Origin of the sequence: Bradyrhizobium sp. WSM3983, from assembly GCF_000473045.1 — a bacterium.
GTDB lineage: Bacteria > Pseudomonadota > Alphaproteobacteria > Rhizobiales > Xanthobacteraceae > Bradyrhizobium.
This window is the reverse complement of sequence record NZ_AXAY01000014.1, coordinates 146,669-163,060: the sequence shown is the minus strand read 5'-3', so window position 1 is coordinate 163,060 and position 16,392 is coordinate 146,669. Positions and strand designations below refer to the sequence as shown.

The following is a 16,392-nucleotide window of genomic DNA, read 5'->3' as shown; positions in this document are numbered from 1 at the left end:
GCAGCATGTGATGCCGGGAAATGGATTCCGGGCTCGCGCTACGCGCGCCCCGGAATGACAGACGAGGACCAGGCTCAGCCTAGTCGCCCCACTGCGCGAAGGCGTCGTTGAAGGCGCGCTCGCCGGGGGCACCCTTCTCGATGGCGATGATGGCGCGGCGCTGGTTGGCGTAGACCAGCGGCACGTCGAACCAGGAGCGCTCCTTCAGGAGCTGGACGTTGCGCGCGCGGTCGGCGTCGACATTGGAGAGGCCAACCAGGAAGAAGCCGTCGGTGACCTTGACTGCGAGGCCCGCGAGCGGCGTGCCGCGCGCCTGCTCGTTCGACTTCATCAGGATGCCCGGCACGTTGGAGACGCTGCCGCCCGGAAAATCCGGCGGCAGGATGAAGGTCAGCTCCGCCGTGTGGCTCGCCGGCAGCGACGAGTCGGTGTTGCGGCGGAACGACATCGTCATCTTGAACTTGCGATCGGGAATCTCGATGTCCGCGCGCACGGCGATGTCGGCCTTCTGGTTGCCCGACGCCTTGATCGGCTCGAGCCGCCACACCACCGAGCCGACATATTGCTTGCCCTTCGGGTCGGACGGATCCTCGTCATAGAGCACGACCTTCTGCGCCACCGGCGCGGCCGGCTGGTCGCTCGCCGAGGGCTGGCCGACGCGATCCGGAATCTTCGGCTTGCTCTGCGGCTGCGAGGCATCCTTCGGCGCGTCGACCACCTGGGTGGGCGAGGACTTCAACATGTTGGTCGCGGTCTGGACCAGCTGTTTGCCCCAGAGGATGCCGGCGCCGACCAGGATCAGCACGATGCCGATGGCGATCGCGCTCTTGAACGGGAAGATGGAGCCGGTGCGCTTGGGCTTCTTGGCACCGCGATCGCCTGCGATGCGCTGACGCGGCGACGGCGGCTGCGGCGTGTAGCGCTCGGCCTCCTCCATCGACTCGTCATAGGAATAGGGCGCATCGGGATCGGCGGCGCGGTTTTCCAGGCTCGGCTCGAGCCGATCGAATTCCGGCGAGGGCGAGGGCACGTTGGCGTAGGTGCGGCGCGCGGCGCGGTTGGCCTGTGCGGCGGCGCCGCCGAGATCGTTGACGTCGGCGGTGATGTCGCGGAAGCCGCGCACGCCAGGCGCCGGCGGCAACGGTGGCGGCGGTCCGCCGTCCGGCGGGCGGCGCGGAGGCGAGCGATCACGCCCGGCCGGCGGCTCCGGCGGAACCGGTTGGCGCGGCGCATCGAAACGCGGTGCGCGCGGCGGACGCGGAGCATCGTTCTGGTCGTCGCCGCCGAGCGGCGGGCGATCGTCGCGCGGCGGCGGCGCGGCGGGACGGGCCCGCGGCGGTGCGGCTGGTTGAGAGGGTGCGGGCGGATTGTTTTCAGCCGCGCGAGCGCTGGCCCGGCGGAACGCATCGCCGCTGCCGCCGCCAGCGCGGGCGCCGCCACCGGGACGCGAGGCCTCGCGGGCGCGCTGGGCGGCCTCCGATTCGACCTTGCGGACGGCCTCTTCCAGCGACAGCCGCTCGCGGGTGATCTCGGATTCGGAGAGCGGCGGCTGCACGCTGCGGAGTTGCGCGATCAGGGCCGTGCGCGCCCGCTCATAGAGCGCGCGACGGCTTTCGCCGGGAGCGTTGGGGTCCAGGGCGGCAATAGCGCGGGCGATCAGCGGATAGTAATCAGCCATTTCTACTCAACTATACGCGCGTCCTAGTAAGAGATCGTTAAGCCTCAAACGGATTTTGCACCAGGATAGTATCCTCGCGCTCGGGGCTGGTGGAAAGCAGCGCCACCGGGCACCCCACCAATTCCTCGATCCGGCGGACATATTTGATGGCCTGGGCGGGCAGGTCGGCCCAGGACCGCGCGTTGGCGGTCGGCTCCTTCCAGCCCTCGATGGTCTCGTAGATCGGCTCGACCCGGGCCTGGGCGCCCTCGCCGGCCGGAAAATGGTCGATCTCCTTGCCGTCGAGCTTGTAGCCGACGCAGACCTCGATCGAATCGAAGCCGTCGAGAATGTCGAGCTTGGTCAGCGCCAGCCCGTTGATGCCGCAGGTTCGCACGGTCTGGCGGACCAGGACGGCATCGAACCAGCCGCAGCGGCGCTTGCGCCCGGTATTGACCCCGAACTCGCGGCCGCGACGCCCGATCTCCTCGCCGATCTCGTTCAGCAGTTCGGTCGGGAACGGCCCCTGACCGACGCGGGTCGTATAGGCCTTGCAGATGCCGAGCACGTAGCCGACCCCGTTCGGACCGATACCCGTTCCGGTCGCGGCCTGCGCCGCCACCGTGTTGGACGAGGTGACGTAGGGATAGGTGCCGTGGTCGACGTCGAGCAGCGCGCCCTGGGCGCCTTCGAACAGAATGCGCTTGCCGGCGCGCCGCTCGATATCCAGCAGACGCCACACGGTCTCCGCATAAGGCAACAGCTGCGGCGCCAGCGCGCTCAGCTCCTTCAGGATCTCATTGCCGTCGAACTCCGGCAGATTGAGGCCGCGACGCAATGCATTGTGGTGCGCAAGGAGCCGGTCGATCTTGTGCGAAAGCGTGTCGAGATCGGCGAGGTCCATCAGGCGGATCGCACGACGACCGACCTTGTCCTCATAGGCAGGGCCGATGCCGCGGCGGGTGGTGCCGATCGCGGTTGCCGAATTGGACGATTCGCGGAGTGCATCGAGCTCACGGTGCAGCGGCAGGATCAGGGTGACATTCTCCGCGACGCGCAGATTCTCCGGGCCGACCGCCACGCCCTGGCTGCGCAGCTTGGTGACCTCGTCGAGGAAGGCCTGCGGATCGAACACGACGCCGTTGCCGATCACCGCCAGTTTCGACGGGCGCAGCACGCCCGAGGGCAACAGCGCGAGCTTGTAGGTCTCGCCGTTGATGACCAGCGTATGGCCGGCGTTATGGCCGCCCTGGAAGCGCGCGACGATGTCCGCCTGCTCCGACAACCAGTCGACGATCTTGCCCTTTCCTTCGTCGCCCCACTGGGCGCCGACGACGACAACATTGGCCATTCGCGGGTAATCCTTCGAAGAATGTCTCTGTAAGTGGCATGATCCAAACGGAAAACCGGGACCCACTTTTCCGGGACCATGCCTACGCCCAGCCCAATTCCCGGCCCAAGGCCGTTCGCACGCGAGGCAGCCCAACCGGATAAAGGAAGCGGCCTCTCTAGGCAAGCAAGAACGGGGCTTTTTTCGGGCTCAATGCGCGATCCAAGCCTTTGATATCCCCTAAAAATCCGCCTTGCGGGGCCGGCTCTACGACGTTAGGCGCGGATGCGGCCGTCGATCACTTCGCACACCCGTTCGAGCTTCAGGATTGCATCAGCCACGGATCGCCACCACCGGATCGAGTTTTGCCGCGCGAACCTGCCGTCGGGAATCGAGATTGTTCTAGGTCAAGAGGTTACGCCGAATTTGGAGGCATCTGCCGCCACGAGACGCCCTGACACCGGGAGCTGCGTTTGCTGGAAAATCCAAACCGTCCTGACACCCATTTCTGGCGTCTGTCCCCTCTCGAGCTGTGCAACCGCCTCGGCTGCGGGCTTACGGGCCTGACCGGGGCCGAGGCCGCCGAACGGCTCGACCGCTTCGGGCCGAACAGCGACGCGCCACCCCGCATCGAGGGTGCGATGCGCGCGATCCTGCGCCGGCTGCTCGAGCCATTGTCGCTGATCCTGCTGGTGGCCGGCATCGTCTCGACGCTGACCGGAGACGACATCGGCGGGCTCATCATCGTCCTGATCCTCGCGCTCTCGATCGGGCTCGACACCATCCAGGAAGGACAGGCGGCCCGCGCCGCCGAGATTCTCCGCCGCTCGGTGGCCTTGAAGGCCGAGGTCAGGCGCGACGGCGCCTTTCGCGAGATCGACGTCGACCAGGTGGTGCCCGGCGATCTCGTGCGCGTCCGCTCCGGCGACATCATCCCGGCCGATGCGCTGGTCCTGGAGAGCACGGCCTTCACCTCGGGCGAGGCCGCGCTCACCGGCGAGCCTTACCCGGTGCCGAAGCGCGCCGGCGGCGCCACCGACCCCGACGACACCTCGAACGCGCTGTTCCGCGGCGCGGTGGCGCAGACGGGCGAGGCGATCGCGCTCGTGGTCAGGACCGGCCGCGACACCGTATTCGGGGCCGCAGCCTCCGCGCTTGCGGAAACGCAGGCACCCTCGCCCTTCGAGCGCGATTTACGTGAATTCGGCCTCGTGATCGCGCGCGCCACGCTGGCGCTGGTGCTGGTCGTACTTACCGTCCGCGTCGTGTTCGGCCGACCCGTGCTCGACTCGCTGCTGTTCGCCGTCGCGCTCGCGGTCGGGCTGACGCCGGAACTGCTGCCGATGATCACCACGGTGACGCTGTCGCGCGGCGCGCTGCGCATGGCCGGGCGCAAGGTGATCGTGAAGCGGCTTGCCGCGATCCACGACCTCGGCGCCATGACCGTCCTGTGCACGGACAAGACGGGCACACTGACCTTAGCCGAGATCACGCTTGCGAGAAGCCTCGATGCGGCGGGCAAGGACGACGTCCGCGCCGTGCATCTCGGTGCCATCGCGGCATCGCTCGGCGGTGACCGTGGCGCGCTCGATGCCGCGCTCGTCGCCGGCCGGCCGGACGCCGCCCGAGGCTGGACGCTCGCCGGACGGCAGGCATTCGATTTCTCACGCCGGCTGGGATCGGTGCTCGCGACCGGTCCCGAAGGCGCGCAGTTGATCGTCAAGGGCGCACCGGAAGCGGTGCTCGCATTGTGTACGATGGACGAGACCAAGTGCGAAGCGGCGATGGGCCGCGTGCACGAGCTCGCGACCCAAGGCCTGCGCACTGTGGCCATCGCCTCGCGGGCATGGACCGGTGCCCTGCGCGATGTGGAGACGGACGACGAAACCGACCTCGTCTTCGAAGGTTTCTGTGCCTTCGCCGATCCGCCGAAGCCGACGGCCGCAGCCGCGATCGCCCGGCTCGCGGCGGGTGGCGTAAGCCTCAAGATCCTGTCGGGCGATGATCCCGTGGTGGTGAAGCGGCTCGCGGGCCTGGTCGGACTGAATCCCGAGCGCGTCCTGTCGGGAGCCGATGTCGCCGAGCTCAGCGACGAGGCACTCGCCTTGCAGGTGCGCTCGATCGACGCGTTCGGCCGGCTCGCGCCGGATCAGAAATCGCGGATCGTGAAGGCGCTTCAGGCCGGCGGCGAGGTGGTTGGTTTTCTCGGCGACGGCATCAACGATGCGCCAGCCCTGAAAGTCGCCGATGTCGGGCTGTCGGTTGACGGCGCCACAGGCGTGGCGCAGGCCGCCGCCGACATGATCCTGCTTGCCTCGGATCTCGAAGTCGTCGCCGACGGCGTCGAGGAGGGCCGGCGCACCTTCGCCAACATCCTCAAATATGTCCGCATGGGCGCAAGCTCGAACTTCGGCAACATGCTGTCGATGGCGGCGGCCTCGATCGCGCTGCCGTTCCTGCCGATGCTGCCGACGCAGATCCTGCTCAACAATCTGCTCTACGATCTTTCCGAGCTCGGCATCCCCTTCGACCGCGTCTCGGCCCAGGCGACGGCGCAGCCGCAGGTGTGGAGCATGTCGCGGCTGGTGCGCTTCGCCGCGATCATGGGGCCGGTGTCGTCGGTGTTCGACTTTCTGACCTTCGGTGCGTTGCTGTACCAGTTCCAGGCTTCGCCGGACGAATTCCGCACCGCCTGGTTCCTCGAATCCATGGCGACCCAGATTCTGGTCATCTTTGTCATCCGCACCAACGGGCGGCCATGGCGCAACTGGTCCGATCCCGTGCTCGCAGCCTCATCGCTGGTCGCGCTGCTCGTCGCGATGGTCCTGCCATTCACGCCGCTCGGGGCCTGGTTCGGCTTCGTCGCGCCCCCACCGATCGTGATGGCCGGCATCGCGCTGCTCGTCGTCGTCTATCTCGCCTGCGCCGAGCTGTTGAAACCGTTCGCGATTCGCGCCAAGCAGGGCGGTGAAGGTTCCGCCGCTTCGCGCGGCGCATGATGGCGATGCGCCTCGCGGCATTGATATCGGGCGCGTTTCCGTGTCTTTGAACGGTGCCGGGTCTCGACCGGCCCGGACAGAGCCGGGCCGGAGGCCTGGGCGTTATTCTTGGCGCACTCGACGCGGGGCCATAACAATCACAATGTCCGCCACCGGCCAGACCACGAGCGCCGAAACATCCGGCCAGCACTGGATTGCCAACCAGCCTTATCTCCTGCTCGGCATCACCGCGCTGTGCTGGGCCGGCAATGCGGTTGTGGGGCGGCTCGCCGCCGGCCACATCCCACCGGTGACGCTGTCCTTCCTGCGCTGGACCTTCGCCTTCCTGCTGGTGCTGCCGTTCGCCTGGAAGCATCTCGCCCAGGACTGGCCCGCGATCCGCGACAAACTCGGCCTGATGATCGTGCTGTCGATCACCGGCATCGGCGCCTTCAACACCCTGCAATACTGGGCGCTGGAGCATACCCAGGCGCTCAACACCCTGCTGTTGCAGTCGGCAGCACCCCTGATCGTGGCGCTGTGGTCGCTGGTCATCCTCGGCATCCGCCTCACCGCGGCGCAAGCCTTCGGCGTGGCTCTCTCGATGTGCGGCGTGCTGATCATCCTGCTGCACGGCGATATCACCACGCTGTCGAACATCGCCTTCAACAAGGGCGATTTGATCTTCATCGTCGCGCTGATCATCTTTGCGCTCTATTCGGTGCTGACCTTGAAGCGGCCGCCGATCCACGGCCTGTCGTTCCTCGCCTTCACCTTCGGCGCGGGTGCGGCCTGCCTCATTCCGCTGGAGATCTGGGAATTGTCGGCGCGTCCCGTCATGAAGCTCGACGGGCCAAACCTGCTCACTTTGTTCTATGTCGCGGTGTTTCCATCGACGCTTGCCTATCTCTGCTTCAACCGCGGTGTCAGGCTGATCGGCGCCAATCGCGCCGCGCCGTTCTTCCACGTCGTGCCGGTGTTCGGCTCGATCATGGCGATGGCCTTCCTGGGCGAGCACCCGCAGGCGTTCCACTTCATCGGTTTTGCCTTAGTGCTGTCGGGCGTGTTCGTGGCGTCAAGGAAGCAGACGACTTAGCCTCTTCCTTCTCACCTTGTGGGGGAAGGTGGCGCGAAGCGCCGGATGAGGGGTGTCTCTCCGCGCGTCCAAATGAAGGTAGGACTCGCGGAGACAACCCCGTCTCGCCGCTACGCGGCGAGCCACCCTCACCCACAAGGGGAGAGGGGAAAATCGCGCGCCGGGCGAGCCGCAACACAGCGCTATTTCGTCTTGAATTTGCTATACGCCTCGCTCGTCGCGATGATCACGTGCTCGGCGCAGCCATTGACGCGATGCGGATCGGCATCGCGCTCGTAGGCTTCCGACGTCATCATATCGAGGAACGCCGCGACGGATGGATAGAAGACCAGCGCGACGAAATCCCAGTCGTTGCCAGCATGCGGGCCAAGCGCAACCGCCTTGGCCTCGCCGGTCCACAGAAGCGTGCCGCCGCGCGCCTTGATCATAGGCACGGTGATCGCGCTGTAGCGCAGATACGCGTCCCAGCCCGAGCCATCACCGTCGCGCGAGCGCGCGTGAAAGCGCATCAGGTTCAGCATCACCACCGACGCATGCCGGTCGAGCCCTTCGAGGCCCTGAATGTTCAACATATTAACCGCCAATGACGCCTCCTCTGGTCATGCCTGCATCGTAGCATTGCGGTGGCGTGACTTGTGTCACGACAGCTATCCGGCGCAAGCTCGTATCCAACGCCAATGACGATTGCTTCACCCGCGCCAAAGGCCGCCAATCCGGTCAGTTGGCTCAACAACCAGCCTTATCTGCTGCTCAGCCTGAGCTCGCTGTTCTGGGCCGGCAATATCGTGCTCGCACGCCATGTCGGCGCGCATGTGCCGCCGCTGACGGTGACCACGATCCGCTGGTTCGGCGTGTTCCTGATCCTGCTGCCATTTTCCTGGCCGCATCTGAAGCGCGACTGGCCGGCGTTGCGCAAAAGCCTGCCGCTGATGCTGTTCCTGTCGCTGGTCGGCTTTGCCTTCAACAACGCGATCTCGTACTGGGCGCTACAATATACCGAGGCGTTGAACGCGCTGCTGATCCAGTCGGCCGGACCGCTGTTCGTGGCGCTGTGGTCGCTGGTGCTGTTCGGCGTGCGGCTGACCGGCGGGCAGCTCGCCGGCATCGCGATCTCGCTGCTCGGCGTGCTGATCATCATCCTGCGCGGTGATCTCGCGGCTCTGGCGAGCATCTCGTTCAACAGGGGCGACATCATGTTCGCCTCCTCGCTGGTGGCGTTCGGGATCTACTCCGCCTTCATCCCGCGCCGGCCGAAGGTTCATCAGCTGTCGTTTCTGTCCTTCACCACCTGCTGCGGCGCCATGATGCTGCTGCCGACGGCCGTCTGGGAGGCGTGGTCCGGCAATGTCATGCAATTCGACACCGTGACGCTGCTGACGCTCAGCTACATCCTGATCTTCCCCTCGACGCTCGCCTATCTGTTCTTCAACCGCGGCGTCGCGCTGATCGGGCCGAACCGCGCCGCGCCGTTCTTCCATCTGGTGCCGGTGTTCGGCTCTGCGATGGCGATCCTGCTGCTCGGCGAAAAGCTCCAGCCGTTCCACCTGATAGGCTACGCGCTGGTGCTCGCCGGCGTCGTGATCGCCTCGCGACAGGGCGCCGCGGTCAAGTAATTCCGCGCTGCGGACGTGGTGCGCGCAGCTGCCGTCTTCCGGTTTCGATGTGGACCGGTTAGGTTCCCCGCCAACGAAAAAAGAGGGAACGTCCAAACATGCTGTCATCGCTCATGCGCGTTTTGCGCACCGCCGGCGCCGCCGCGCTTTGTCTCGCTGCCGCATCCGCCGCGCAGGCCGATAATTGGCCGAGCCGCAACATCACGCTGGTGCTGCCGTTTGCGGCCGGCAGCGGCACCGACACCACGACGCGGCTGATCTCGCAGCATTTGTCGCAGGCGCTCGGCGTCGGCATCGTCATCGAGAACAAGGCGGGTGCCAACGGCATGATCGCGGCGACCTATGTCGCGCGCTCGGCGCCCGACGGCTACACACTGCTGGTGACGACCAACACTACGCATTCCGCCAATCCCTATCTGCTCAAGAGCCTGACCTACGATCCGGTGAAGGATTTCACCCCGATCGCGCGCACCGGCGATCTGCCCTTCATGCTGGTGATCCACCCGGACGTGCCGGCCAAGACCGTCGCCGAGCTCGTCGCCTACGGCAAGGCCAATCCGGGCAAGCTCAGCTACGCCTCGGGCTCGTCCTCGGCGATCGTGTCGGGCGCGACCTTCGCGCACAATGCCGGGCTCGACCTCTTGCACGTGCCCTACAAGAGCTCGCCGCCGGCGCTCAACGACGTCATGGGCGGCCGCGTCTCGATGATGTTCGTCGACATCCTGACCGGACTGCCGCATGTCCAGGGCAACGCGCTGCGGGCGCTCGCCGTCACCACCAAGGACCGCACGCCGCTGATCCCCAGCCTCCCCTCGATGCAGGAGGCTAGCGTGCCTGATTTCGACATCTCGTCATGGCAGGGCTATTTCGGCCCGGCCGGCATGCCGAAGGAGATCGTGACGCGGCTCAACGCCGAAATCCGCAAGATCGTCGAGAAGCCTGAGATCAAGGCCCAGCTTGCCACGCTCGGCATGGACGCCTTCTCCGGCACGCCGGAGGAGCTCGGCACGTTCGTGAACGAGCAGCTCGTGCTGTGGGAGCGGCTGATCCGGGACGCGAGGATCGAGAAGCAGTAGGGTTTGCTTTCATCGTCCGCGAAGGCGGACGATCCAGTATTCCAGAGACGCCAGTGCTTGAATCGAGAGGCCGCGGCGTACTGGATGCCCCGCCTGCGCGGGGCATGACAGTCGAGAGAAAAGGCGGGCACGACGCTTCGCGTCTTTGCCCACTCTACGAATTCAACGCGAAAACTTACGCCGCGCGGACCTTGGCGAGGAAGCCGTCCACCGCGCTGCGCAGCGCGCCGGACTGGTTGTCCAGCTCGCGGGCGTTGGTCAGCACGTCGCCGGCCGCGGTACCGGTCGCTTCCGCGGCCGAGGTGACGCTGCCGATATGGGCGTTGATCTCGCTCGAACCGGCCGCGACCGACTGGATGTTGCGGGCGATCTCGCGGGTGGCCTCGCCCTGCTGCTCGATCGAGGTCGAAATGCCGGCGGTGATCTCGCTCATCTCGGCGATGGTCTGGGTGATGCCGCCGATCGCTGCGACCGCATCGCTGGTCGAGGTCTGCATCGCCGCGACCTGGGCGGAGATTTCCTCGGTGGCCTTGGCGGTCTGGTTGGCCAGCGCCTTGACCTCGGAGGCGACGACGGCGAAGCCGCGGCCGGATTCGCCGGCGCGCGCCGCCTCGATGGTTGCGTTGAGCGCGAGCAGATTGGTCTGCGCCGCGATCGAATGAATGAGCTTGACCACCTCGCCGATCTTCTCGGCGCCGGTCGAGAGCTCCTGCACCGTGGCGTTGGTACGCTCGGCGTCGCTGACGGCGCGGCTCGCCACTTCGGTCGAGCGCGTCACCTGGCGGGAGATTTCCGCAACCGAGCTCGACAGCTCTTCGGCGGCAGCCGCAACCGTGCCGACATTGCCCGACGCCCTCTGCGAGGCCGCGCCGACGGTGGCGGCACGTGAGCTGGCGTCGCTGGCGGTCGCGGTCATCGACTGCGCCGTGGCCTGCATGCCCGTCGCGGCCGAGGAGACCGAGCGGACGATGCCGTTGACGCTGCGTTCGAAGTCGCTGGCGATGCCCTCCATCGCGCTGCGACGTTCCGCCGCGGCGCGTTCCTTGGCATCGGCCTCGGTCCGCTCGAGGTCGCGGATGCGGACCGCGTTGTCCTTGAAGATCTGGACGGTTGCAGCCATGGCGCCGACCTCGTCGCCGCGGCCAACGCCGGGGATCTCGCCCTCGAGCTTGCCGCTGGCGAGATCTTTCATGCGGGCACCGAGCAGCGCCAGCGGACGGCTGATGCTACGGCTGATCATCCAGGCCACACCGCCGGCCACGATGACGATGGCGAGCATCGCAAGGCCAAGCGACCAGAAGACCGGGCCCATCTTGGCGTCGATGTCGTCGAGATAGGCGCCGGTGCCGAGATACATGTCGAAGCCGGGGACGGCCACGGCATAACCGATCTTGCGGATCGGCGTGTCCTGGCCGGGCTTCACATATTCATAATAAAGCAGGATCGAGCCGTTGGCCTTGACGCCGTCCATCAGCTCGACCGACAGCTTGCGGCCATTGGTCACGACGTCCATGCGATTGGCGCCGATCTGCTTCGGATCGGGCGCGAGCTGGGTGATACCGTCGTAGGACGTACCGAACAGATAGCCCGAGCCGTTGTCGTAGGTCATCGCATTGCCATAACGGCGAAGCTCGGCCAGGGCCGCGTCTTTCGTGAGCTCGCCCGCATCGACGCGCTTCTTCAGCGCGGCTGCGAAATTGCGGCCAAGATCGACGACCGACTTGGCTTGATCGATGCGTGCGTTCACCATCTCGCGCTTCATCAGATATCCGGCGAGAAATCCGGCGACGCACAGGCCGACCAAGGTGACGCCGACAAGGATGCCAAGCTTGGAGGCGATCTTCAGATTGCTCAACTTCACGGGGTGGGCTCCGGGGAAAAGGGGATGCGGGCGCGCGAGTCAATTGATCGCAATTGAATCAACTTTTAGTGTGAGACCCCTTAGCAAGTTACTTACACGCCTCCGTAGAAGCCCGTACGATGACGGGGAAACCGGCAAATAATCACGACAGCAACAACCGGGAATTGTACGCGACTGGGCCGATTTCGCGTAAAAGACGCAAAGGCCCGCCCAAAGGTGCGGGTCACAACAAGAACCGACAAACCAAATCGGGAGCAGGAAATGCCGAAATACAGGGTGGTGACGCCAAAGGGCGCGAGCTTCACGGTCGCGGGCAGCGATTACTCCTACGAGCGCGAGGCGCTCGATCCGATCGATGCCGAGATCATCGAGGCGCCGGCCAACGAGGCGGAGTTCATCGCCGCCGCGAAGAATGCCGACGCGATCTACGCCAAGGGCATCCCGATCACCAAATCGATCATCGACAGCCTAGAGAGCTGCAAGGTCATCACGCTCGGCTCGGTCGGCGTCGACAGCGTCGACATCAAAGCCGCGACGGCCCGCGGCATTCCCGTCACCAACATCCCCGACACCTTCATCGAAGAGGTCGCTGACCACGCCATGACGCTGCTGCTCGCCGGCTTTCGCCGGCTGATCGAGCAGGACAAGATGGTGCGCACCGGGCGCTGGGCCGAGGGCCGGCCGGCGCTGCTCAAGGTCCCGCGGCTGATGGGCCAGACGCTCGGCTTCATCTCGTTCGGCCGCGTCGCGCGTGCGGTTGCGAAGCGCGCGGCACCCTTCGGCCTGCGCATGATGGCCTACGATCCCTTCATCCAGGAAACCCTGATGTGGGACCACGGCGTTATCCCGGCGACGCTGAACGAGGTGCTGTCGCAATCCGACTTCGTCTCGATGCACGCGCCTGCCCGGCCCGAAGTGCACCACATGCTGACCGAGAAGCATTTTCGGCAGATGAAGAAGGGTTCGATCTTCATCAATACCGGGCGCGGCGCCACGGTCGATGAGGAGAGCCTGATCAAGGCGCTGCAGGAGGGCTGGATCGCGCACGCCGCGCTCGACGTGCTGGAGAAGGAACCGCCGTCGCACAACAACCCCATCCTGAGCATGGAGAACGTGACCCTGACCGCCCATGTCGCCTCGGCCTCGGCACGGTTCGACGAGGCGCGCAAGCGCCGGGTGGGCTACGAATTGTCACTGGTGCTCCAGGGCATGTGGCCGGTAAGCTGCGTGAACCCGTCGGTGCTGCAAGACACCGCGCTCCGCCGCTGGCAGCCCGTCAGCATGGACCGCGGCCCGAACAGCTAAGGCGGCCGGCGCAAAGCGCGCCGAAAGACCGGCAAAAGAACGAAACGGCCCTTCACTGGCGATCAACGCCGGGAAGGGAGACATCATAGGGAGGAACTGATGAGGAACGACATCACACGTCGTGATGCCTTGGCGCTGGGCCTGTCCGCTGCAACGGTCGCTGCCACTGGTGTTGCAGCGCACGCTCAATCCGCGATCAAGGCCGCCGACGTCCCCGCGCCGAAACTGCCGATCGAGAAGGGCGCAACGCTCCGCATGCTGCGGCCAGTGCGCTTTGTCCAGGCCGACGAGGACGTGTTCCGCGCCAATGCGGCCAAGTTCACCAAGGAGACCGGTGTCGAGGTCAAGGTCGATTTCGTTGGCTGGGAAGACATCAACCAGCAGACCGCCGTCACCGCCAATTCCGGCGCCGGCCCCGACATCATCATCGGCTTCTCCGATGCGCCGCATATCTACATCGACAAGCTGATCGAGCTGACCGACGTCGCCGACTATGTCGGCAAGCGTTATGGCGGCTGGTTGCCGCTGGCGCAGCGCTACGGCAAGAAGAACAAGAGCGACACCTGGATCGGCCTGCCGTTCGGCGCGACCGCCGGTCCCCTGATCTACCGCAAGTCGATCCTGCAATCGGTCGGCTTCGACAAGGTGCCGGAAGATCATGCCGGCATCCTCGACCTCTGCCAGAAGCTTCAAAAGGCCGGCAAGCCGGCGGGCTTCGCGCTCGGCAACGCCAAGGGCGACGGCAACGGCTTTGCGAGCTGGGCACTGTGGTCGCACAACGCGGCCCTGCTGGATGAGGAAGGCAACGTCACCATCAACAGCAAGGAAACGATCGCGGCGCTGAACTGGGTCAAGCAGCTCTACCCGACCTTCATCGCCGGCACGACGTCGTGGAACGACGTCAGCAACAACCGCGCCTATGCCGCGCAGGAGATTGCGCTGACCGCCAACGGCGTCTCGCTGTATTTCTCACTGAAGAACGATCCGGCAACCAAGCCAATCGCCGACGACAGTGAGCATCAATTGCTGCCGAAGGGCGTGGCCAAGGTCTCGCCGATGGCGGGGCTGACGCTGAATGCCATGGTGTTCAAGCACAGCCAGTATCCCAACGCCGCAAAAGCCTTCCTGCAATTTATGCTGGAAAAGGACCAGTACGAGCCGTGGCTCAACGCCAACTCCGGCTATTGGGCGCAGCCGCTCGCGGCTTACGCCGAGGCCGCCGTGTGGTCGCAGGATCCCAAGGTCAAGATCTTCAAAGACACCATGAACAGCACCTATTACGACGGCTATGCGGGCCCGATCTCGACCGCGACCGGCGCTGTCAGCGCCGACTACGTGTTGATCCAGATGTTCGCGTCCGTTGCCACCGGCGCGGCCACGCCGGAGGCCGCCGCCGCAGAAGCCGAGCAGCGCTGCAAGCGGTATTTCAGGCGGCAGAAGTAAAGACCGAACGACCGTCATTGCGAGGAGCACTTGCGACGAAGCAATCCAGACTGTAGCCGCGGAAGCAGACTGGATTGCTTCGCTTCGCTCGCAATGACGGGTGTGGTGACTTTCACAGACAGGACAACTACCCGATGTCCGTGACGACACTCTCCTCACCCGTACTGGTCCAGCGGCAACCGAACTGGCTGGTGCGCCTGTTCGACTACAAGCCGTTCCTGGTCGCGATGTGCCTCGCGCCCGCGATCGGGCTGCTCGGGGTATTCCTGACCTATCCGCTTGGGCTCGGCATCTGGCTCGCCTTCACCGACACCACGATCGGCCGAAAGGGCGAGTTCATAGGCCTGGAGAATTTCCAGTATTTGCTCACCGATTCGCTGTGGTGGAACGCGGTGTTCTACAGCGTGGTTTATACGGCCATCGCGACCTTCGGGAAGTTCGCACTCGGCTTCTGGCTCGCGCTGCTGCTCAACAACCATTTTCCATTCAAGAGCCTGCTGCGCGCCATCATCCTGTTGCCCTGGATCGTGCCGACGGTGCTGTCGGCGCTGGCGTTCTGGTGGATCTACGATCCACAATTCTCGATCATCTCCTATCTGCTGGTCGACGTGCTGCACTGGCGCACGAGCAATATCGACTTCCTCGGCTCGCCCTGGCCGGCGCGGTTCTCGCTGATCGCCGCCAACATCTGGCGCGGCATTCCCTTCGTCGCGATCTCGCTGCTGGCGGGCCTGCAGACCATCTCGCCCTCGCTCTACGAGGCCGCGATGCTCGACGGCGCCAGCGCCTGGCAGCGCTTCCGCTACATCACCTTCCCGATGATGATGCCGATCCTCGCCATCGTCATGACGTTCTCGATCATCTTCACCTTCACCGATTTCCAGCTGGTCTACGCCATCACCCGCGGCGGGCCGGGCAACTCGACCCATTTGCTGGCGACGCTCGCGTTCCAGCGCGGCATCGCCGGCGGCGAGCTCGGCGAAGGTGCCGCGATCGCGGTGTCGATGATTCCGTTCCTGGTGTTCGCGACGCTGTTTTCCTATTTCGGCCTGGCACGCCGCAAATGGCAGCAGGGAGAGGCCAATGACTGACACCGCCGCGCAAGCCTCCGCGGTCGCCGATGCAAAAGCGGCACCCGACACCATGGCCTGGGATTCCGGGCTGCGGCGGCTGATGATGATCTATCTGCCGCTCGGCTGCTTCGTGCTGATCCTGCTGTTTCCGTTCTACTGGATGGCGATCACGTCGTTCAAGCCGAACGCGGAGCTGATGAACTACCGGGAGCACAACCCGTTCTGGATCACCTCGCCAACGCTGGCGCACATCAAGCATCTCTTGTTCGACACCGCCTATCCGCGCTGGCTGTGGACGACGATGCTGGTGGCGATCGGGGCGACCACGCTGTCGCTGATCGCCAGCACGCTCGCCGCCTACGCCATCGAACGACTGCGCTTCCGCGGCAGTCCCTATGTCGGCCTCGGCATCTACATGGCCTATCTCGTGCCGCCGTCGATCCTGTTCATCCCGCTCGCCACCGTCGTCGTGCAGTTCGGCCTGTTCGATTCGCCGCTGGCGCTGATCCTGGTCTATCCGACCTTCCTGGTGCCGTTCTGCACCTGGCTGCTGATCGGCTATTTCAAGTCGATCCCCTACGAGCTCGAGGAATGCGCGCTGGTGGACGGCGCGACTCGGCTGCAGATCCTGCGCCGGATCACGCTGCCGCTCGCGGTACCCGGCCTGATCTCGGCCGGCATCTTCTCCTTCACACTGTCCTGGAACGAGTTCATCTACGCGCTCGCCTTCATCCAGAGCGGCGCCAACAAGACCGTGCCGGTCGCGATCCTGACCGAGCTCGTCACCGGCGACGTCTACCAGTGGGGCGCGCTGATGGCAGGCTCGCTGCTCGGCTCGCTGCCGGTTGCGATCTTCTACTCGCTGTTCGTGGACTATTACGTGTCCTCGCTGACCGGCGCGGTCAAGGAATAGCCGCGCCTGCGGCGTTTGGCCCGGTTTCACAAAACTGCAATGTGCGA

12 protein-coding genes are annotated in these 16,392 nt (G+C 65.4%); 8 read left to right on the top strand and 4 right to left on the bottom strand.

From position 1 onward, the window contains the following. Positions 1 to 79: 79 nt before the first annotated feature. On the bottom strand, positions 80 to 1,678 hold the full coding sequence (locus tag YUA_RS0121160; RefSeq protein WP_027532516.1) for a hypothetical protein: 1,599 nt from the start codon (positions 1,676 to 1,678) through the stop codon (positions 80 to 82). 37 nt (positions 1,679 to 1,715) lie between these two features. Beyond that, complete coding sequence (locus tag YUA_RS0121155; protein WP_027532515.1) at positions 1,716 to 3,008, bottom strand: adenylosuccinate synthase; 1,293 nt, start codon at positions 3,006 to 3,008, stop codon at positions 1,716 to 1,718. Between the two features lie 452 nt (positions 3,009 to 3,460). On the opposite strand from YUA_RS0121155, the gene mgtA reads away from it, so the two are divergent. Then, positions 3,461 to 5,986, top strand: a complete 2,526-nt coding sequence (gene mgtA / locus YUA_RS0121150; protein WP_027532514.1) for a magnesium-translocating P-type ATPase — start codon at positions 3,461 to 3,463, stop codon at positions 5,984 to 5,986. Between the two features lie 142 nt (positions 5,987 to 6,128). Continuing rightward, entirely contained in the window at positions 6,129 to 7,061 is a 933-nt protein-coding gene (locus tag YUA_RS0121145; RefSeq protein WP_027532513.1) for a DMT family transporter, read from the top strand. Between the two features lie 182 nt (positions 7,062 to 7,243). On the opposite strand, the gene YUA_RS0121140 is transcribed toward YUA_RS0121145, so the two are convergent. Continuing rightward, positions 7,244 to 7,633, bottom strand: a complete 390-nt coding sequence (locus YUA_RS0121140; protein WP_084292737.1) for a DUF1330 domain-containing protein — start codon at positions 7,631 to 7,633, stop codon at positions 7,244 to 7,246. A 105-nt stretch (positions 7,634 to 7,738) separates the two neighbouring features. Here YUA_RS0121140 and YUA_RS0121135 point away from each other — a divergent pair, with 105 nt between their 5' ends. Together YUA_RS0121135 and YUA_RS0121130 are read left to right on the top strand one after the other, a co-directional pair. Beyond that, positions 7,739 to 8,674 (top strand): DMT family transporter, encoded by a 936-nt coding sequence (locus YUA_RS0121135; protein ID WP_027532511.1) that lies wholly within the window; start codon positions 7,739 to 7,741, stop codon positions 8,672 to 8,674. Positions 8,675 to 8,772: 98 nt separating this feature from the next. Then, positions 8,773 to 9,750, top strand: coding sequence for a tripartite tricarboxylate transporter substrate binding protein (locus YUA_RS0121130; protein WP_027532510.1), 978 nt, complete (start codon positions 8,773 to 8,775; stop codon positions 9,748 to 9,750). Between the two features lie 175 nt (positions 9,751 to 9,925). Here the strand turns inward: YUA_RS0121130 and YUA_RS0121125 are convergent, their stop codons facing one another. Then, complete coding sequence (locus YUA_RS0121125) at positions 9,926 to 11,611, bottom strand: methyl-accepting chemotaxis protein (protein ID WP_027532509.1); 1,686 nt, start codon at positions 11,609 to 11,611, stop codon at positions 9,926 to 9,928. Positions 11,612 to 11,872: 261 nt separating this feature from the next. Between YUA_RS0121125 and YUA_RS0121120 the strand changes: the two genes are divergently transcribed. The 4 genes from YUA_RS0121120 to YUA_RS0121105 all read left to right on the top strand — a co-directional run bounded on the left by YUA_RS0121120 (position 11,873) and on the right by YUA_RS0121105 (position 16,345). Continuing rightward, complete coding sequence (locus tag YUA_RS0121120) at positions 11,873 to 12,916, top strand: C-terminal binding protein (RefSeq protein ID WP_027532508.1); 1,044 nt, start codon at positions 11,873 to 11,875, stop codon at positions 12,914 to 12,916. 99 nt (positions 12,917 to 13,015) lie between these two features. Beyond that, positions 13,016 to 14,359 (top strand): ABC transporter substrate-binding protein, encoded by a 1,344-nt coding sequence (locus YUA_RS0121115; protein WP_027532507.1) that lies wholly within the window; start codon positions 13,016 to 13,018, stop codon positions 14,357 to 14,359. 134 nt (positions 14,360 to 14,493) lie between these two features. After that, complete coding sequence (locus tag YUA_RS0121110) at positions 14,494 to 15,450, top strand: carbohydrate ABC transporter permease (protein ID WP_027532506.1); 957 nt, start codon at positions 14,494 to 14,496, stop codon at positions 15,448 to 15,450. Next, the gene (locus YUA_RS0121105) at positions 15,443 to 16,345 is read left to right on the top strand and encodes a carbohydrate ABC transporter permease (RefSeq protein WP_027532505.1); all 903 of its coding nucleotides are present in this window, start codon (positions 15,443 to 15,445) and stop codon (positions 16,343 to 16,345) included. Before YUA_RS0121110 ends, YUA_RS0121105 begins: the two co-directional genes overlap by 8 nt. Positions 16,346 to 16,392: the final 47 nt, after the last annotated feature.